11 protein-coding genes are annotated in these 20,273 nt (G+C 46.2%); 8 read left to right on the top strand and 3 right to left on the bottom strand.

Annotated elements, in window-relative coordinates; genetic code table 11:
* Positions 1–154 precede the first annotated feature (154 nt).
* The 4 genes from fabF to KE626_RS03675 all read left to right on the top strand — a co-directional run bounded on the left by fabF (position 155) and on the right by KE626_RS03675 (position 5,818).
* Complete coding sequence (gene fabF / locus KE626_RS03690; protein ID WP_211971517.1) at positions 155–1,417, top strand: beta-ketoacyl-ACP synthase II; 1,263 nt, start codon at positions 155–157, stop codon at positions 1,415–1,417.
* Positions 1,418–1,646: 229 nt separating this feature from the next.
* The gene (uvrA, locus tag KE626_RS03685; protein WP_211971516.1) at positions 1,647–4,526 is read left to right on the top strand and encodes an excinuclease ABC subunit UvrA; all 2,880 of its coding nucleotides are present in this window, start codon (positions 1,647–1,649) and stop codon (positions 4,524–4,526) included.
* Between the two features lie 25 nt (positions 4,527–4,551).
* On the top strand, positions 4,552–5,028 hold the full coding sequence (locus KE626_RS03680; protein ID WP_211971515.1) for a DUF6452 family protein: 477 nt from the start codon (positions 4,552–4,554) through the stop codon (positions 5,026–5,028).
* Positions 4,991–5,818, top strand: a complete 828-nt coding sequence (locus tag KE626_RS03675) for a DUF6048 family protein (protein ID WP_211971514.1) — start codon at positions 4,991–4,993, stop codon at positions 5,816–5,818. The genes KE626_RS03680 and KE626_RS03675 overlap by 38 nt, the downstream gene beginning before the upstream one ends.
* A 193-nt stretch (positions 5,819–6,011) precedes the next feature.
* On the opposite strand, the gene KE626_RS03670 is transcribed toward KE626_RS03675, so the two are convergent.
* Positions 6,012–6,455 (bottom strand): GNAT family N-acetyltransferase, encoded by a 444-nt coding sequence (locus KE626_RS03670; protein WP_211971513.1) that lies wholly within the window; start codon positions 6,453–6,455, stop codon positions 6,012–6,014.
* Positions 6,456–6,547: 92 nt separating this feature from the next.
* On the opposite strand from KE626_RS03670, the gene KE626_RS03665 reads away from it, so the two are divergent.
* On the top strand, positions 6,548–8,038 hold the full coding sequence (locus tag KE626_RS03665) for an ATP-binding cassette domain-containing protein (protein WP_211971512.1): 1,491 nt from the start codon (positions 6,548–6,550) through the stop codon (positions 8,036–8,038).
* Positions 8,039–8,298: 260 nt separating this feature from the next.
* Complete coding sequence (locus KE626_RS03660; RefSeq protein WP_211971511.1) at positions 8,299–13,884, top strand: alpha-2-macroglobulin family protein; 5,586 nt, start codon at positions 8,299–8,301, stop codon at positions 13,882–13,884.
* A gap of 134 nt (positions 13,885–14,018) precedes the next feature.
* Here the strand turns inward: KE626_RS03660 and KE626_RS03655 are convergent, their stop codons facing one another.
* Both KE626_RS03655 and KE626_RS03650 read right to left on the bottom strand, forming a co-directional pair.
* Positions 14,019–14,894, bottom strand: a complete 876-nt coding sequence (locus KE626_RS03655) for an alpha/beta fold hydrolase (protein WP_211971510.1) — start codon at positions 14,892–14,894, stop codon at positions 14,019–14,021.
* A gap of 211 nt (positions 14,895–15,105) precedes the next feature.
* Entirely contained in the window at positions 15,106–16,167 is a 1,062-nt protein-coding gene (locus KE626_RS03650) for a PDDEXK nuclease domain-containing protein (protein ID WP_211971509.1), read from the bottom strand.
* Between the two features lie 563 nt (positions 16,168–16,730).
* Here KE626_RS03650 and KE626_RS03645 point away from each other — a divergent pair.
* Complete coding sequence (locus tag KE626_RS03645; RefSeq protein ID WP_211971508.1) at positions 16,731–17,816, top strand: serine hydrolase domain-containing protein; 1,086 nt, start codon at positions 16,731–16,733, stop codon at positions 17,814–17,816.
* Between the two features lie 41 nt (positions 17,817–17,857).
* Entirely contained in the window at positions 17,858–20,254 is a 2,397-nt protein-coding gene (gene pbpC, locus KE626_RS03640; protein ID WP_211971507.1) for a penicillin-binding protein 1C, read from the top strand.
* Positions 20,255–20,273: the final 19 nt, after the last annotated feature.

Here is a 20,273-nt window from a genome sequence, read left to right as displayed (position 1 = left end):
GTAATTCTCTCTCCCGACAGGCACAAACCCGCTACCACATTACATCCGGACGTAAAATCATAAAAGTTATATTATATTATCTTAATGAATATGCTTAATCATAACAATAAGTAACTAAATTTGCGCTCTAACTTTTTTTATTAAAGTAAAAAATATGCGTACTGTTACACTGAAAAGGGTTGTGGTTACCGGCTTGGGAGCATTAACACCTATCGGGAATGATGTAAATACTTTTTGGAACAATATGAAGGCCGGCGTTAGTGGCGCGGGTCCCATCACAAAATTTGACACCACAGAGTTTAAAACAAAATTCGCCTGTGAAGTGAAGGGATTTGAGGTGGAAAAATATATGGAAAAGAAGGAAGCCCGTAAAATGGATTGTTTCACACAGTACGCTATGGCAGCTGCTCAGGAAGCAGTGCAGGATGCAGGTCTTGACAGTGAAGGAATCGACAAAACCAAAATAGGCGTGATCTGGGCCTCCGGCAACGGCGGGATGCTCACGTTCGAAGAACAGATCGTTGAATTTACACAGGGGAACTTCATCCCTAAGTTCAACCCGTTCTTTATCCCTAAGTTAATATGTGACATTGCAGCTGGCCAGATAGCCATGAAATACGGTTTCATGGGTGTTAACTTCTGTACTGTTTCGGCCTGCGCCTCTTCTACCAGTGCCCTGGTAGATGCTTTCAACTACATTCGTCTTGGTAAGGCCAATGTTATTGTAGCAGGCGGTTCTGAAGCCCCGGTTACCCGTGCGGGTATTGCAGGTTTCAATGCCCTCAAGGCATTATCAACCCGCAACGAAGATGCTGTTCACGCATCCCGCCCGTTTGATATTGAACGCGATGGTTTTGTAATGGGAGAAGGCGCCGGCGCCATCATCCTGGAAGAATATGAACACGCTATTGCCAGGGGTGCTACCATCTACGGCGAAATGATCGGCGGCGCGATGACCTGTGATGCCTACCACCTCACGGCTACCCATCCGGAAGGACTGGGCGCACGCTTAGGTATGGAACAGGCCCTGGAAGATGCCGGTATTGCCACTACTGATGTAGACTATATCAACTCCCACACTACTTCCACACCGGTAGGTGATCTCAGCGAACTGAAAGCCATTGTCACCGCGTTTGGTGATCATGCGCCTAAAGTCAATATCAGTGCTACCAAATCCATGACAGGTCACCTGCTTGGAGCTGCCGGCGCTATTGAGGCCATTGCCTGTATCAAAGCTACCCAGGAAGATATCATTCCGCCTACCATCAACACCACTGTACTGGGCGAAGGTATTCCTACCAATCTGAACCTCACCCTCGGTAAGGCGCAGCAACGTACCGTGAATGTTGCCATGAGTAACACTTTCGGCTTTGGTGGACACAATGCGATCGTAGTATTCAAAAAATATAAGGCTTAAGGTAAGCCGGGAAATTTTGTTTTGACCAGGATTAAACTGACTGACCTGATTTCCTGATTTTTTTTGCAAGATTTAAAAAAAAATTAGCGAGGATTGAAGCACTTTACCAGCTTTGATCTTCGCTAATTTTTTTAGCAAAAAAGTAAGAAATCAGCCTGATCAGGCCAGTCAGTTTAATCCTGGTCAAAACAAAATTCCCAATTATGGCGTAGCTTAGTAGTTTAATATTATGGCAAAGAAAAAAGAGAATGTACCCGCTACTTCCGTTGCGCAAGCCCCGGCAGATGAACAGATAGCCATCTTTGGCGCACGGGAGCATAACCTGAAAAACCTGGACCTGGAGTTGCCCAAAAATAAACTGGTAGTCATCACCGGCATTAGTGGCAGTGGTAAATCATCCCTGGCATTTGATACCATTTATGCAGAAGGCCAACGCCGTTACATGGAAAGCTTTTCCGCTTATGCCCGCCAGTTTATCGGCGATATGGAAAGGCCCGATGTGGATAAAATCACCGGCCTTTCACCCGTTATTTCTATAGAACAGAAAACTACCAATAAAAACCCGCGATCTACGGTTGGTACCATTACGGAGATCTATGACTTCCTGCGCCTGTTATATGCCCGCGCCGGTACAGCCTACTCCTATAATACCAATAAACCCATGACGCGCTTTTCTGAAGAAGAAATTCTGGCGCACCTTTTCAAAAACTATAAGAATAAAAAACTGGCTATCCTGGCTCCGCTCGTACGCGGACGTAAAGGACATTACCGGGAACTGTTTGAACAGGTACGCAAACAGGGCTATGTAAAAGTGCGGGTAGACGGAGAAATCCAGGACCTGAAAGAGAGAATGCAGGTGGACCGTTACAAGATCCACGATATAGAACTGGTAATAGACCGTATACAGGTGCAGGAAGATGCCCGTACCCGTATCAGCCAGAGTGTGCAGAAAGCGCTCACTATGGGCAAAGGACTGCTGTTTATCATGGACCATGATACCAACAAAGTAAGCCAGTACAGTAAACAGCTGATGTGTGAAGACACCGGTCTTTCCTATGAAGAACCCAGTCCGAACACCTTTTCCTTTAACTCTCCCTATGGCGCATGTCCGCGCTGTAAAGGTCTTGGTACCATTTACCAGATCAATATGGACGAGATCATCCCCGATTACAGCATTTCCATTACAGACGGCGGATTGAAACCCCTCGGCGAAGCACGCGATACTTTTACCTTTAAACAGGTACAACAACTAGCCAAAAAGTATAAATTTTCCTTAACTGCCCCAATTTCCAGTATTCCGCAAAAAGCACTCAACGTATTGCTGTTTGGCGATGAAAACGGGAAACTGGAAGTAGACTTGACCTATGATGAAGGCAGTGGTAACACTGAATATGCAACCGAATACGAAGGTGTAGTGAACATGGTACGCCGTTATTTTAACGATACCTCTTCCGATCACGTACGCAGCTGGGCAGAAGGTTTTATGCAACTGAGCACCTGCCCGGAATGCAACGGCGCCCGTCTGAAAAAGGAAAGCCTCTTCTTTAAAATCGATGAAAAAAATATATCCGAGCTGGGTAACATGGATCTGGATAAGCTCCTGGCCTGGTTTGGCACCATCGAAGACCGTCTCGAGAAAAAACAAAATGCCATCGCTAAGGATATCCTGAAGGAAATCCGCGAGCGGCTGGGATTCCTGTTAAACGTAGGACTGAACTATCTCACCCTGAACCGTCCTACCCGGACGCTCAGCGGGGGCGAATCCCAGCGTATACGACTGGCTACGCAGATAGGATCACAGCTGATGGGCATTACCTACATACTGGACGAACCCAGCATTGGCCTGCATCAGCGCGACAACATGCAGCTTATCGACGCTCTTCGCAACCTGAAAGAAATGGGGAATACCGTGATAGTGGTGGAACACGATAAGGACATCATGCTACATGCCGATCACCTCGTAGATATAGGTCCCGGCGCCGGCGTACACGGCGGACAAATCATCGCACAAGGCACACCCGGAGCCATACTCAAACTCAATACACCTACGGCTGGTTACCTGAATGGCAAAACAGCCTCGGAAATACCCGCCCAGCGCCGTAAAGGCAATGGCAACAGCCTGGAACTGAAAGGCGCCTCCGGCAACAACCTGAAAAATGTAAACCTGAAACTGCCCCTGGGCACTTTCATTTGCGTGACCGGCGTTTCGGGCAGCGGTAAATCTACCCTGATCAACGAAACCCTGTATCCTATTCTCTCCAAACATGCCTACGACTCCAAAATGGTACCGATGCCCTACAAAAGCATCAAAGGACTGGAGTTCATAGATAAAGTGATAGAAATAGATCAGTCACCCATAGGACGTACCCCACGTTCCAATCCCGCTACCTACTGCGGATTTTTTACCGATATCAGAACCCTCTTTGCTTCCGTACCGGAAGCGAAAATCAGGGGATATAATGCCGGCCGCTTTTCCTTCAACGTAAAAACCGGCCGCTGCGACGTTTGTGAAGGCGGTGGTATGCGCGTAATAGAAATGAACTTCCTGCCAGACGTATACGTGCATTGCGAAAAGTGTAACGGTCGCCGTTATAACCGCGAAACACTGGAAATACGCTACAAAGGCAAATCCATCTCCGATGTACTGGACATGACCGTGGACGAAGCAGTGGAATTTTTCCAGCCGGTTCCGTGGATCTACCGCAAAATAAAAACGCTGCAGGATGTTGGTCTTGGCTATATCACACTCGGACAATCTGCCGTTACCCTTTCCGGAGGGGAAGCCCAAAGGGTGAAACTGGCCACCGAACTTTCCAAGAAAGATACTGGCAAAACCATTTATATCCTGGATGAACCTACAACAGGGCTCCATTTCCAGGACATCCAGCTGCTGCTGAACGTACTGTACAAACTGGTAGACAGGGGTAACACAGTACTGGTGATAGAACACAACCTGGACGTTATTAAAATGGCTGATTACATTGTAGACCTGGGCCCCGAAGGCGGCGGCGGCGGCGGTACCATTTTATGTACCGGTACACCGGAACAGGTAAGCACCTGTAAAGACAGCCATACTGCCCGATTCCTCAAAAAGGAGCTGGGAATTTAATATCTTGCCAACTTGTAAACAATCAATGAAAAGCATTTACCAGATATTACTCACCTGTTTCATTTTCGCCGGGATCATTGCCTGCGAAAATGAAACAAAAGTATGTGATCAAACCTTACGCAATGATCTGCATACGCACTTTAAGCGCGATAGCCTCGGCGTACTGAGAGACACTACCATGCCCAGGGTAACGGCATATGCACTTGGCCGGGATACCATTTATAAAAAACAGGCATTGAGTGACCTCTATTTCCAGTTGTCGCCCGTAGCAGACAGCAGCAGGTTTTACCTGAAGGTAGATTCGGCAGCAGCAGCCGATACTATCACCTTCCGGTATTCCCGGGTAAAGCATTTTATATCGCCGGGATGCGGATTTGGTACCTACTTCAACCTGGATACCATTATCGCTACCACCCATACCATCAGTTATCTTCAGATTAATAATAAGTCCGTAATCAGCAGCAATGACACGCATCTTCTGTTATATTTCCGTGTTAGGTAGTATCCTGTTCTCCGTTGCTGCTGTAGCTCAGAACAAGCCGGCAGCCGTAAAAACAGATACCCTGCACAAAGCCATCAAGGCGGATACCACCCATAAAATGGTGGCAGATACCGCCAGGAAACTGATGGTGCCTCATAAAGACAGCTCCTGGTACATTCCCGGCGGCATAAGGGTTGGAGTGGATCTAAGCCGCATTGTTTCCGCTATCTATTATCCATATAGAAAAGAAGTAACAGTAGTGGCAGATGCCCGTATCAACAGCAACCTGTATGCAGCTTTTGAAGGCGGATTTACCAGCACCCCCTACAGCGACACCAACTACACCTATAAAGGCAGTGGCGTATTTGTAACACTGGGCGTAGATTATAACTTCCTGAAAAGACAATACCCTTCTGAAAAAAATATGTTTTATGGTGGCATCCGTTACGGATTTTCCCATTTGAGCTATGAAGTGCCTTCTTATAATATCAAAAATACTTATTGGGGGGATCATCTCACAGGCTCAGTACCCAAAACCAATGTCAACGCCCATTGGGTGGAACTGGTGGTAGGGTTGAAAGCAGAAGTGCTCAAAAACTTTTTCATGGGATGGAACATACGGGAACGCATATTGATCAACAATGTAAAAACCGATGAGATCACCCCATTGGTTATCCCCGGTTTTGGCAGCGGATCCAAAAAATCAGTGTTTGATGTGCAGTATACGATTTCTTATACCATTCCTTTTTACCGGTTAAAGGAACATGCACCGAGCCTCGAGACGAAGAAGAAAAAGATTCCGAAGCGATAATTGTCTTGCCCAGGATTAAACTGATTTTGATGATTTTCAGGATTTTTTTCTGTGATTATAATTTGATTTAAAAAGATTCGAGAAGATCTAAGCGGATAAATTCGCTTAGATCTTCCCGAATCTTTTTAAATCAAAAAAGAAAAAATCATCAAAATCATCAAAATCAGTTTAATCCTGGGCAAGAAAAAACTACTTAAAGCCGCAACATCTCTATATGAGGAATCCCATCTTCCAGGTACATCTCACTGGTTTGTTCAAAACCCAATGTTCCATAGAATTTTTGCAGATATTGCTGGGCGCCTATTTTGATAGGTATTTTACCGTAATGTTGCTGTAACTCAGCGATAGAACGCTCCATCAATTCCCTGCCGGCCCCCTTTCCGCGTACCAGCGGCGAGGTTACCACTCTTCCGATAGATGCTTCTGTGTACTTAATACCCGGCCCAAAAATGCGGGTATAAGCCAATAATACCCCGCTATCATCAGTTCCCATTAAGTGCAACGCCTTTTGGTCTGAATAGTCCAGGTCCTGGTAGGCACAATTTTGCTCTATCACAAATACCTCGCTCCTCAAATGTAATATGGCATAGAGTTCTGCCGTAGTAAGCTCCTCAAAGGATTTTATCTTCCAGTTCATACCCTTAATTTGCTATAAATTTACTGGAAGCTTCCAATAATACTGCTAATTTTATACCCGACAGATGAATATTTAGCCCAATCGTCCAAATCATGACAGATAAGCAAACGCCGTTCCTCTCCATGGAACATATCACCGTAAGGTATCTTGACAAAACACTATTCAATACCCTTAGCTGGGAGATCAACAAAGGAGAACAATGGGCCATCACAGGCCCCAGCGGCTCCGGGAAAACAGCCCTGCTGAATAGCATACTTGGTAAGTTTAATATCATTAACGGAAGTATTCACTATCATTTCTATGATGACTGGTGCCGGACACATACCATTACCGATCCCTGGTTCAACTACCGTAACCTGATTGCAATGGTAGGGCATCATCATACCTTCCGCAACCTCTCCAATACCACAACGGATTTTTATTACCAGCAGCGCTTTAACAGCATGGATGCCGATAATTCACCCACCGTGATGGAATACCTGGAAATAACGGAAGTACCTGCACTTCTGCAACCACTGCGTATTACGCCATTGATGGAAAAGCGCCTTATTAAATTATCCAATGGCGAAACCCGCCGGGTCATGATTGCCCGCGCATTATTGCAACAACCACAGCTGTTGATACTCGACAATCCCTATATCGGGCTGGATGTGCAGGCCCGCAGGGACTTCAGCCATATGATCAATGAAATTATCAGCAACGGTGCTACCGTATTACTGGCAACAGCTCCCAACGAAATTCCCGAACATATTACACATGTGCTTACCCTGGAAAATGGCGCTATAACGGGTAAGTATACACGCAATGAATTCAGCAGTATGCCTTTACCCGCTCCGTCAGAAATTGCGCTGCCGGAAATGGAGACAGACAGGATCGCTGCACTGGTGCAAAATATCGACCATAACCGGTTTGAAACGATGGTACGAATGGAGGATATCCATATTAAATATGGCGAAAACACCATCCTCAACGGCATCAACTGGACAGTAAAACCAAACGATAAATGGGCGTTACTGGGGCCTAATGGCGCCGGCAAATCTACCCTGCTTAGTCTTGTAAACGGCGATAACCCCCAGGCATATGCCAACAAATTATGGCTGTTTGACCGTAAACGCGGAAGCGGCGAAAGTATCTGGGATATCAAGAAAAAAATCGGGTTTGTATCACCGGAGCTGCACCAGTACTTCACCTCCCGCGATAATTGCCTGCAGGTGGTATGTTCGGGGTTTTCTGATGTGATAGGCAGTACCAAACCAGCTACGCAGCAACAGCTGCAGATAGCGCGCGACTGGATGACGGTACTCAATATCACAACACATGAAACAACACCATTCAAACAGGTACCGGAAAGCGCCCAGCGCCTCACCCTGCTGGCCCGCGCCCTGGTGAAAAACCCACCATTGCTGATCTTTGATGAGCCCTGCCAGGGCCTCGATGCGCAGCAAAAACTACACTTTAAAAAAGTGATAGAACAGCTGTGCGCCCACATGCCGGTTACGCTTATTTATGTTACCCACTATGAAGAAGAACTCCCCGACTGCGTAGATAAATTCATTCGTTTAAATAAAGGGGAAATGGTGTAAGAAGTTTTTCTTGCCCAGGATTAACAGTGATTATGATGATTTTCAGGATTTTCTTTGTGATTATATTTTGATTTTAAAAGATTCGGGAAGATCTAAGCGAATTTATCAGCTTTAGATCTTCCCGAATCTTTTAAAATCAAAAAAGAAAAAAATCCAGAAAATCATCATAATCACTGTTAATCCTGGGCAAGAAAAAAACCAATTCAATAAAATTCCCGACATTCGCACCTAATAGTTAATCACCCTAATCTCCGTTCCTGATGCACCCAACAAAACGGCTTACTGCTGTAGCAGCATTATTCCTTTTCGTGGCCGCCCTGTTTGTGATCAATGGTTGTCGCACCACCCGAAAAGAAATGAACCCGGAATTCGCCAAATATATTGAGGCCTATACCGCCGGGATTATCTCCAAACAAAGTGCTGTTCGTGTTCACCTTACCGGGCAAACAAACGTAACACATACCCAGAATGAACCCCTGGAGAAGGAAGTGTTTGAATTTTCACCTTCCATCAAAGGTAAATCGTACTGGATAGACGCCACCACCATCGAGTTCAGACCGGATGAAAATCTGCAACCCGGCAAAACCTATGAGGCTACCTTTAAGTTGGGGAAAATATTGGATGTTCCTAAAGAACTTGGCTCCTTCGATTTTGAATTCAAGATCATCAAGCCTTCTTTTTCGATAGATAACTTTGGCCTCAAAGCCAGCACCAATAATACCCTCGACAGGATGACCCTCACCGGCGCTGTTTACACCGCTGATGTGGAAGATCCCCAGTCCATCGAAAAAATACTGACCGCACAATACGCCGGCAAAGGCCTGCCCATCACCTGGCAGCACAATGCCACAGAGCGTACCTCCCGGTTTACCATCGCCAACATTACCCGCTCCAATATTGCCCGTAACCTGGAACTGAGCTGGAATGGCTCCGCCCTTAAAGTGGACAATGCCGGCAAAAACACCATCGAGGTACCCACCGTCGGTGATTTTAAGGTACTGAATATTAAAGCCCTTTCTGATCCGGAACAACACCTGCTGGTACAATTCTCCGACCCTATCAGCATGGCGCAAACCCTCGAAGGCCTGATCGGCATCAGCGGGCAAAGCGACCTCCGCTACACGGTAGATGGCAGCGAAGTAAGCGTATATACCCCCACCAGGCTGGAAGGGAATTATAACGTAATCATCAATGAAGGCGTTATCAACATCACAGATAAACGCTTAGGCAAAACATTCAGCGCCAATGTAAACTTTGAAAATACCCTGCCTTCTGTCAGCATTCCCGGCAAAGGCGTAATCCTCCCGGAAAGCAATAAACTGGTGATGCCATTCGAAGCCGTAAATCTTAATGCGGTAGATGTTACCATCATCAAAATCTATGAAAACAACGTACCGCAATACCTGCAGCGCAACGACCTCGATGGCAGCCAGGAACTACGGCGTGTAGGCAAGCCCGTGGTAGAAAAAACGATTCGTCTTGATGCCGATAAATCGGTGAACCTCCATAAGAAAAATCGCTTCTTCCTCGACCTCGATAAAATGCTGCGCACAGAACCAGGCGCTATATACCGCATTACCATTGGTTTCCGTAAAGCATATGCTATGACCGCCTGCTCCGCAGATACCACGAAAGACGGCGCCAACGCATCATCGTCGGATGAAGAAGGCGAAGAAGAATATTATGGCGGAGAAAAAATTGATGACGACGATTCATTCTGGCAGCGCTACGATAGCTATTACCCATATGGTTATAACTGGGACCGCCGCAACGACGCCTGCTCCAACTCCTACTACAGCAAAGATAAATGGGCTTCCCGCAATGTTATTTCTTCCAATATCGGTCTCATCGCCAAAAGAGGAAACGACAACAGCATGATGGTAGCGGTAACGGATATACGTGATACCAAACCTATGATAGGCGTGGAACTGGAACTGCTCGACTACCAGAACCAGGTCATCTACAAAACAAAAAGTGATGGAGAAGGCGTAGCTACCTTCGATCTGAAACGTAAGCCTTACCTGCTCATTGCCAAAAAAGGAAATGAAAGAGGCTATCTTAAACTGGACGACGGCAGCTCGCTGCCGCTGAGCCGCTTTGATGTGAAAGGAGAAGAAGTACAAAACGGGATCAAAGGCTTCCTGTATGGCGAACGTGGCGTATGGCGCCCCGGCGATTCTGTTTATCTCACCTTTATACTGGAAGACAAAGGACAGAAACTCCCGGCCGATCACCCGGTTACCCTGGAGTTATACAACCCGAAAGGACAGCTGTACAAACGTATTAATCAACATGAAGGGCTTAACGGCTTCTATAGCTTTGCCACCGCCACCGCGCCGGATGATCCTACCGGCAGCTGGGTAGCAAAAGTAAAAGTAGGCGGCGCCACCTTCCAGAAAAATGTCCGCATAGAAACCGTTAAGCCTAACAGGCTTAAAATAAAGATGGATTTCGGCAATAATATCTCCTTGTCGAAAGGCAGTGCCAGCGGTAACCTTTCCGCGATGTGGCTGTTCGGCGCCACCGCGCAACATCTCAAAGCCAAGGTGGATGTATCGCTCGTACAAAGCAGTACCAGTTTCAAAAACTTCAGCGACTATTCCTTTGATGATCCTGTAACCCGCTTTGAAGCGGAAAACAAAACGATCTTTGAAGGACCGCTGAACGATAACGGCAGCGCACCGGTAAATGCAGACCTTCAACTGGGTAAAGTTGCGCCGGGACAACTGAAAGCAAATTTCGAAGTAAAAGTATTTGAGCCCGGAGGTGATTTCAGCATCGATCACTTCTCCATGCCTTACAATCCATTCACCTCCTACGCAGGTTTGCGCATGCCGGCAGGCGACCGCACCACAGGGATGCTACTGACCGACAGACCACATACCATTGAACTGGTAGATGTGGACGGCAACGGCAATCTCACACCCGGCAGCCGCGATGTACAGGTAGAAGTATACAAAATCAAGTGGAGATGGTGGTGGGATGAAGGAGAGTCAGATGACTACTCCAACTTTACCCAGGATAGCTATAACCAGCTGCTGACCAAAGAAACAGTGACGCTGCAAAATGGTAAAGGCAAATACAACCTGCAGATCAATTCTCCCGACTGGGGAAGGTACCTCGTAAGGGTAAAAGACCTGCAAAGCGGACATACCGCGGGTAAATCCGTGTATATCGACTGGCCGGGCTGGGCAGAAAGAATGCAGAAAGATAATCCCGCAGAAGCATCCATGCTCGTGTTTACATCTGACAAACAACAGTATAAAACCGGCGATGATATTAACCTGACGATCCCCAGCAGCGCCGGCGGACGCGGGCTGGTAAGTATTGAATCCGGCAGCAAAATATTAAAGACCTATTGGATTTCCACCAAACAGGGACAAACAACTTTTAAATTCAAGGCAGAAAAAAACATGGCGCCTAATATATACGTGAACGTTAGTTTGCTGCAGCCACATGCGCAAACGCTCAACGATCTGCCTATCCGTATGTATGGTACCATTCCGATTTCAGTGGAAGACCCGGGAACTATCCTCAAACCGGTGATCACGATGGCCGATAAGCTGAAACCCGAAACAGAGGCCAGCATCTCGGTGAGTGAAAGCAACGGTAAGCCAATGACCTATACCATCGCCATTGTAGACGAAGGCCTGCTGGATCTTACCCGCTTTAAAACACCCGATCCGCACAGCGTGTTTTATGCCAGGGAAGCCCTCGGTGTAAAAACCTGGGACCTGTTCGACTATGTAATAGGCGCCTGGGGAGCCGATATGGATCGTATCCTGAGCATTGGTGGTGATGAAGGCCTGAATAAAAATGCCGGCGCCGCCAAAGCCAACCGCTTTAAACCAGTAGTAAAATACATGGGGCCTTTCTACCTGAAATCCGGGCAGAAACAAACGCATAAGTTCAAACTACCTCCTTACATCGGCTCTATAAAAGCCATGGTGGTAGCCGGCCAGGATGGAGCTTATGGTTTCGCAGAAAAAGCAGTAGCAGTGAAGAAACCGTTGATGCTGCTCACCACTGCGCCACGCGTACTGGGTCCTTCTGAAACCATCCAGGTGCCTGTAACCGTGTTTGGTCTGGAACCCAATATCCGCAGCGCCAGCGTTACCCTCAGTACCAGCCCGCTGCTGGAAATAGTTGGTGAGCAAACCAAAACCGTTACCTTCTCCCAACCCGGAGAACAAATCGTTTACTTCGACGTAAAAGTAAGACCACAGACAGGCGTCGCTAAAATCAAAGTGGTTGCCAGCAGTGGTGCAGAAAGAGCGGAAGAAAATGTGGAACTGAATGTGCGTAACCCTAACCCGGTTATTACCAACATCATTGAAAATACACTGGAAGGCAATAAGAGCTGGCAATCTGCTTACAGCCCGGTAGGTATGGCGGGTACCAACTCTGGCATCCTGGAAGTGTCTACCATTCCATCACTTAACCTGGCGAAGCGTTTGCGCTTCCTGATAGAATATCCGCATGGTTGTATTGAACAAACCACTTCCGGCGTATTCCCGCAATTGGTGCTGAACCAGCTGATGGACCTGAAAGAAGGTCAGCTGGCAGAAGTAGACCGCAACGTAAAAGCCGGCATCAACCGGCTGAAGAGCTTCCAGGGTTCCGATGGTGGCTTTAGCTACTGGCCTGGAGAAGGCAACTCCGACGAGTGGGGTACCAACTACGGTGGACACTTCCTGGTAGAAGCCCAGGCACAAGGCTACACCCTGCCTGCGGGCTTGCTGGACCAATGGAAGAAATACCAGCGTAACAAAGCCGGTACCTGGGCTCCAAGCACGCTCAACTTCTATGGAGGAGACCTTACACAGGCATATCGCCTGTACCTCCTGGCACTGGCCAAATCACCTGAACTGGGCGCTATGAACCGGTTGAAAGAATTCAAGTACCTGTCGGCCCCTGCCAAATGGCGCCTGGCAGCGGCCTATAAACTATCCGGGCAACCCGAAGTAGCCAATTCACTGGTGCAGAGCCTGAGTACCGACGTAAAACCATACACCCAGCTGGGTGGTACCTTCGGTTCAGATCTGCGCGACAAAGCCATGATCCTGGAAACATTAACTATCCTGGGCCAGCGGAACCGCGCCGGTGAAATGGTAAAACAGATCGCCGCTCAATTGTCGCAAAATGACCAGTGGTACAGCACACAAACGACCGCCTATTCGCTGATTGCAATAGCCAAGTACTGTGGTAACAATAAAGGCGGCAGCAAGATAAGCTTTGCTTATACCTTAAACGGCGTTAAAGGCACTGTAAACGGGCAATCTTTCGTAACACAGATACCAGTCACCTTTACCGGCACAACGGGCAATATCAGTATCCAGAACAACGGAAACAACCTGCTGTATGTACGGCTTATTCTCCAGGGGCAACCGGACGCCGGCCAGGAACCGGTAGCCAGCAACAACCCGGATGTATTAAGTATGCAGGTAAGCTACAGCACCCGCGATGGTAAACCCATTGATCCGGCTACCCTTAAACAGGGCAGCGACTTTATGGCAACAGTTACTATCGCCAACCCCGGCAAACGTGGCTACTACGAACAAATGGCGCTATCGCAGATCTTCCCCTCAGGCTGGGAAGTGCTCAATACCCGGTTGATGGATAACGACAGTGCCTTCCATTCTTCCCCGGCTACGTATATGGATATCCGTGATGACAGGGTTTATACCTATTTCAATATTGAGGAAAACAAGAAGCGCACCTATAACGTATTACTGAATGCCGCTTACCTGGGCCGCTACTATTTACCGGCCACTTCCTGCGAAGCGATGTACGATAATACCATACATGCTTTCCAGCCAGGCAAATGGGTGGAAGTAGTGAGATAGCTGTTAGCTGTTAGCTGTTAGCTGTTAGCTTTTAGCTTTTAGTAAGTGCTGCAAAAATAAAAATCCCGCAAAGGTTCAATGCTTTTGCGGGATTTCTATTTTTGCGGTATTTATTAAATCAGACTCTTTCCAGGTTATATTCTTTCCAGGAAATCATGTATCAACAAGGCTACTTCTTTGTGGTATTCTTCCAGCATAAAGTGCGCGCCATCAAATAAATGTATTTCTGCATTTTCAACGTCTCGTTTATAGGCTTCCGCACCAGGCCAGGTAAATATCTTATCGTTTTTACCCCATACCACCAGTAATGGTGGTTGCTGTGTACGCAGGTATTGCTGCCATTCCGGGTATTTAGGGAAGTTGGTGCCATAATTCTGAAATAAGGCAATCTGTATTTCTTTTACACCCGGGCGGGCCATGTAAGCGTGCGCCAGCTGATAGCTATCGGGACTTACAGCGTCAGGATTGGCTGCTCCATACAGGTGCTCCTCTTTAATTCTTTCAAGCGTAAGTTTTCCTGCTATTTCCTCCAACAGCGCCCTTTCATCACCGGCCTGCTCCAGTTCACCGATGATCTGCACATCCGGTCCCAGTCCTTCGTTATATATATTGGCATTCTGTATCACCAGCGCTTTCACCAGCTCCGGTCTTTTGCTGATGATCCGGAAACCTATGGGGCCGCCGTAATCCTGCAAATACCATGTAAATGAGGTAAGACCGAGAGCGTCTATAAATTGCTCCATTACCAGGGCCAGGTTGTCAAATGTATAGTCAAATGCCGTGAGCGCCGGGATACTGCTTTGCCCGAAGCCCGGATAATCCGGCGCTATCACATGGTACCTGCCGGCAAGGTCATTAATAAGATCCCGGTACATATGGGAGGTAGTTGGGAAACCATGTAAAAGTAAGATCACCGGCGCATCCGCAGGCCCTGCTTCACGGTAAAATATATCAAGGTTGTTAACAGTGATTGTTTTATATAAAACGCCGGTAGTAGTGAGTGTTTTCATTTTCCGTTTATTGTGTACCAACCAGTACATTATTAATTAAAAAAAAGGATTTGTGAAGGTTTGCTCGTTTTCAGCGCCTAGGGCGAATGTGGTGATCTGTGTTTCATATGGAATGCTTTGCTGGCATAAAAGTATATATTTTACCGACTAGTACAAAATATATTTTCTAAAAAATTTTTAGGAAGAAGGGATAAATAGGCTGAAAGGAGATTTAGATTAATTCGTTTTCAAAGAGTTCATGCAGCTTTTGCTGGAGGAGTTTTTTGTCGGGGAGGAGTGTCTGATATTCGGCGATAATAGACGGAGAAAGATTTGCACCAAGTGCATATTCCACAATTTCATTATTCTTTTCCTTACACAATAAAACTCCCACAGTTGGATTTTCAAATGGCTTTTTTTCCTTACGATCAAGAACGTTCATATAGAAATTCAATTTACCAAGATATTCAGGTATAAACTCCGTGGTTTTTAACTCAAAAACAACCAGACAACGCAACTCCCGATGATAGAAAAGCAGGTCAATGTAAAAATTAACACCACCTACGACAACTTTGTACTCCTTACCAATAAAGCTAAAGTCTTTCCCTATCTCCAGGATAAAGGCCTGGATCTTATCAATGAGCGACTTTTGTAGCTCTTTCTCCGTATGACGTTCAGGAAGATTAAGGAATTCAAATACATAGCTGTCTTTGAAAACATTCTTAGTATTTTCTCTATTTTTTATTTCCCCGGGAAGTTGTTGATTTCTCAATACAACCCGCTCGTATAAGCTACTTTTTATCTGACGTTCCAATTCTCTTACAGAGTAGTTTTCATTAATAGTCAGGCGGATATAGAATACTCGTTCTTCATTCTTTTCTATCTTCTCCATCAAAATCAGATGATGGGACCATGAAATCTGAGTTAACAATGTATTACGAACGTCTTTCAATTTCGCCAACAGTGTTGGCGAAATTGCATCTAATTGATTATCAACAACCTGTAATTTCTCAAAAGTCGCAAATTCTTCCAAAAGCGGAGCATAAATTTCATAAAAAAGCTTCATCCTATACAGTCCACGGCTACTGAATCCCTTCAACTCCGGATGATGCTTCCCAATAAAATCCGCAAGTTCATTAATTGCCCCATTTCCCCATACAGCACTTTTCAATTTCCCATGAATATACTCTCCAACCTGCCAATACAAGTTGATCATTTCAACATTCACCATTCTTTGGGCATTACTCCTCGATCGCTGAATAAGCGTTACAATTTCTGTAAATTGACTTGTCATAAAATATGGATTTTTTTCGGGTTATTGTTTGAGATATAAATCATGCAGGCGCATAATTTGCGCAAAGGAACAACCAAAATTGGAACCCTCCGCATTCATTTTGAGCAACGATAATGAACAGATCAAAATGAGAATATCTTCTTTCACTTTTTCTCTATACAGACGCTTGTGCAAAGGGCACAAAAAATACTTCCTTAACAACTGTCACACCATGCAATATAGCATAGACAGGCCTTCACAAATCATATTGATAATTTAAGCAAATTTCGCCATCGGTGATGGCGAAATTGCAAACGTTTGAATTTTCATGAAAAAATCGAGCTTGAATACTGCTGCTTTTAAAGAATATCACATCCAATAACAGCTGGGTTAATTGTATATATTATGTGATTTCAATTTCGCCGACAGTGTCGGCGAAATTAAAATCATCTGATCCCCCTAAGCAACCGCCTTTAAGCACGGTCTTCAAAAAAGAAAAACACCCATGAACACGTGATTAATTTGCATATATTTGAGCATACCTGGTACCAAGAATGCAGCATCTAAAACCCTCATGAACGACTATGACTCCATTACAGAAAATCTATACCCTGCTGGCATTATATATACTTACCTGCAATCCTTTAAACATCGCTTCTGCACAAAGCTTTGAATGCAAAGCAGACAGTCTCATCCTGAGAGTATTCAATGATAAAAATGGGCCTGGTGGCGTTTTTATGGTCGCCCAAAACGGAAAAACAATTTATCAAAATGCCTTTGGTAAAGCTAACCTGGAGCTAGATGTGAACCTGACCGCTGAGAATGTATTCCAGCTGGGCTCTATGACAAAGCAATTTACAGCGGTAGCGGTGCTCATGCTGGAACAACAAGGTAAATTAAATGTAACGGATCCTGTTTCCAAATTCATACCTGATTATCCTGCCGGAGATAGAATAATGATACATCATTTACTGACGCATACGTCGGGTATTAAAGATTTCACCAAAATGCCGGCACTGTCCAGCATTGCGCAGAAAGAAATGACACCTGAAATGATGGTTGCCTTTTTTAAAAATGAACCGGTTGATTTTGCCCCCGGCGAAAAGTTTGAATATAATAATTCCGGTTACGTACTACTGGGATATATCATAGAGTTGGTTTCAGGAGAGCGCTATGAAGATTTTATTAAAAAAAATATTTTCGAAAAAGTGGGCATGAGTCAATCCTGCTACGCCAGCGACAAACAAATAATTAATAAAAGGGCATACGGATACCATAAAAAAGAGCACGGATATGTAAATAAAACGATGATCAGCTTTAGTGTTCCTTTCTCTTCCGGCTCATTGATGTCTACCACCGGGGATATGTTGAAATGGCAGAATGCCTTAAATCAACATCTGTTACTCAATGCAGCAGAGACAGAAAAAGCATTTGACAAATACCAGTTAAGCACCGGTAAAACCTTTAACTATGGCTATGGCTGGCATATTAAGGAAATAAAAGGCGTACCCGACAGAGAGCATGGCGGCAGTATATTCGGATTTAAAACAATGGGCGTTTATATTCCCGGTAAGGATATTTATGTGATAGGAATGAGTAACTGTGACTGCAATTCTCCTACAAAAATAACGGGGGATATTGCGGCATTGGCCCTGGATGAGTTAAGATAAGCCTATCTTTGGCCACATAAAATTATTACCCGGACTCCGCGATGAAATTAGATACACTCAAACAGTGGTGCATAAAGAAGAAATGGCGGCTGACTGCTGCAGGCATTCTCCTCATTGCCTACTATTTTTGTTTACCCAAACAACTCTTCACAACTGCTACTTCCTATGTGTTGGAAGATAGTAACGGTGACTTGTTGAATGCCAGCATTGCTACAGATGGACAGTGGCGTTTTCCTTTCAATGCGCACGTACCGGAAAAGTTTGAAAAATGTATTGTGGCGTATGAAGATAAACGGTTCTATTACCATTGGGGCCTGGATCCTATTGCGATTGGCAGGGCGATCAATCAGAATATCCGTGGCAAAAAAGTAGTGAGTGGCGGCAGCACACTAACCATGCAGGTAATACGGTTGTCGCGCAACCAACCCCGTAACATCTGGCAGAAATTGATTGAAGGGATATTGGCTACCAGGCTGGAGTTTGCAGCCTCCAAAAAGAAGATCATTGCTTTATATGCAGCCAACGCACCTTTTGGCGGCAACGTAGTGGGACTGGAAGCAGCGGCCTGGCGTTATTATGGCCGTAAAGCGGATTTGTTGTCATGGGGAGAAATGGCTGCCCTGGCTGTTTTACCAAACAGCCCTGCGCTCGTACACCCGGGCCGCAACAGGGTAACGTTATTGAATAAACGCAATCAGCTGCTGAATAAATTATATCGTCAACACACCATCGATAGCGTTACCTCTCAGCTGGCCAGGCTGGAACCTTTACCGGATCAGCCATTGCCACTGCCGCAGGAAGCGCCGCATTTGCTGGATCTGTTCCGCAAAGAATACCTGCAACAAAAAACCGACGCTCCAACGCGGATTAAAACAACCGTTATCGCCGACCTCCAACGCAATGCCACCGCTATTGCCGAACGATACCACAACGCATATAAAGCCAATGGCATCAACAATGCAGCGGTGCTGGTACTGGATGTGGAAACCGGTAATACGCTGGCGTATGTGGGCAACATCTACAACCCCGCCGATCCTGAACTGGAGAGTCATGTGGATATTGTGCAGGCCAGAAGGAGTCCGGGTAGTACCCTGAAACCTGTGCTGTACGCCGCGATGCTAAACGACGGTCTCATTCTTCCCAATACCCTGATCCCTGATGTACCTACACAAATTGCCGGCTACTCCCCTCAGAACTTTGACCTGGGCTATGATGGGGCTGTACCCGCTTCCCGCGCGCTGGCAAGATCGCTGAATATTCCGGCGGTGCGTATGCTGCAACAATACCGCTACGAGCGGTTCCATAGCCTGCTGCAGAAAATGGGCATCACCACGCTCGATAAACCGGCAGATCATTATGGCTTATCACTTATTCTCGGCGGCGGGGAAACCACGCTCTGGGAAATGTGCGGAATGTATGCCAGCATGGCGCGTACGCTGGTGCATATGGAACAGTATAAAGGGAAGTATGATATGGACGATATTCATCCACCCAATTACCGGCTGAATATACAGCGTCCTTCAACACATGGATTGAGTAAAGATGGTCTGCTGGATGCAGGCTCCATCTGGTATGCCTTCCAGGCCATGACAGAAGTAATGCGTCCGGGAGAAGAGTTGCTGTGGCAGCAATTTTCATCATCCCAACGTATTGCCTGGAAAACGGGGACCAGCTTTGGCTTCCGTGATGGATGGGCCATTGGCGTTACACCACAGTACGTAGTGGGCGTTTGGGTAGGTAATGCCGACGGAGAAGGCCGGCCCGGTTTAATAGGAGTGTCTACCGCTGCACCGATCCTGTTTGATGTATTTCGTTTATTGCATACCGGTAGCTGGTTCAATACGCCCTATACCCAGCTGAGGAAAATAGAGGTCTGCCGTAAAAGCGGCTTCCGCGCCAGTGAGCTGTGCGATGAAAAAGATTCCGTATACGTTCCGGTGGCAGGCATGCGGGCAGGTATCTGTCCTTATCACCAATTAATCCATCTCGACAGAACCGGTCAGTGGCGGGTAACAGAGAGCTGCGAATCGCCTCAATTCATGCAGCATAAAGCCTGGTTTGTATTACCTCCTTCACAGGAATATTATTATCGCAGTAAAAACTATTACCAGCAGCTGCCTCCCTACAAACCTGACTGCCTGGCTTCCCTGGGGCTGGATAAAGCGCCCATGGAACTTATTTATCCCAAACCCGGTGCACGTATATTCGTGCCCGTAGAAATTGATGGCAAGCCCGGTCAAACAATCTTCACCGCTACACACCGGAACACTGCTGCAAAAATTTTCTGGCACCTGGATAATAATTTCGTTGGCGCTACTACAGAGTTTCACCAGATGGCGCTGCATCCTGCAGCCGGAAAACATACCATCACATTGGTAGATGAGAACGGAGAAAGAATAGAACAAACATTTGAAATACTGGATAAGGAACGGGAGTGACGCGGAGTTTTTCTTGCCG

Source organism: Chitinophaga hostae (assembly GCF_018224885.1).
Classification (GTDB): Bacteria; Bacteroidota; Bacteroidia; order Chitinophagales; family Chitinophagaceae; genus Chitinophaga; species Chitinophaga hostae.
Note: the sequence above shows the minus strand (reverse complement) of the source record. Positions and strands in the feature narration are given on the sequence as shown.

Bases quoted from the DNA above. Each gene is read 5' to 3' on its own strand.
- KE626_RS03670 (WP_211971513.1), bottom strand. From the start codon at position 6,455: ATGAACTGGAAGATAAAATCCTTTGAGGAGCTTACTACGGCAGAACTC.
- KE626_RS03660 (WP_211971511.1), top strand. From the start codon at position 8,299: ATGCACCCAACAAAACGGCTTACTGCTGTAGCAGCATTATTCCTTTTC.
- KE626_RS03645 (WP_211971508.1), top strand. From the start codon at position 16,731: ATGACTCCATTACAGAAAATCTATACCCTGCTGGCATTATATATACTT.
- KE626_RS03675 (WP_211971514.1), top strand. From the start codon at position 4,991: ATGACACGCATCTTCTGTTATATTTCCGTGTTAGGTAGTATCCTGTTC.
- KE626_RS03655 (WP_211971510.1), bottom strand. From the start codon at position 14,894: ATGAAAACACTCACTACTACCGGCGTTTTATATAAAACAATCACTGTT.
- KE626_RS03650 (WP_211971509.1), bottom strand. From the start codon at position 16,167: ATGACAAGTCAATTTACAGAAATTGTAACGCTTATTCAGCGATCGAGG.
- uvrA (WP_211971516.1), top strand. From the start codon at position 1,647: ATGGCAAAGAAAAAAGAGAATGTACCCGCTACTTCCGTTGCGCAAGCC.
- KE626_RS03680 (WP_211971515.1), top strand. From the start codon at position 4,552: ATGAAAAGCATTTACCAGATATTACTCACCTGTTTCATTTTCGCCGGG.
- KE626_RS03665 (WP_211971512.1), top strand. From the start codon at position 6,548: ATGACAGATAAGCAAACGCCGTTCCTCTCCATGGAACATATCACCGTA.
- fabF (WP_211971517.1), top strand. From the start codon at position 155: ATGCGTACTGTTACACTGAAAAGGGTTGTGGTTACCGGCTTGGGAGCA.
- pbpC (WP_211971507.1), top strand. From the start codon at position 17,858: ATGAAATTAGATACACTCAAACAGTGGTGCATAAAGAAGAAATGGCGG.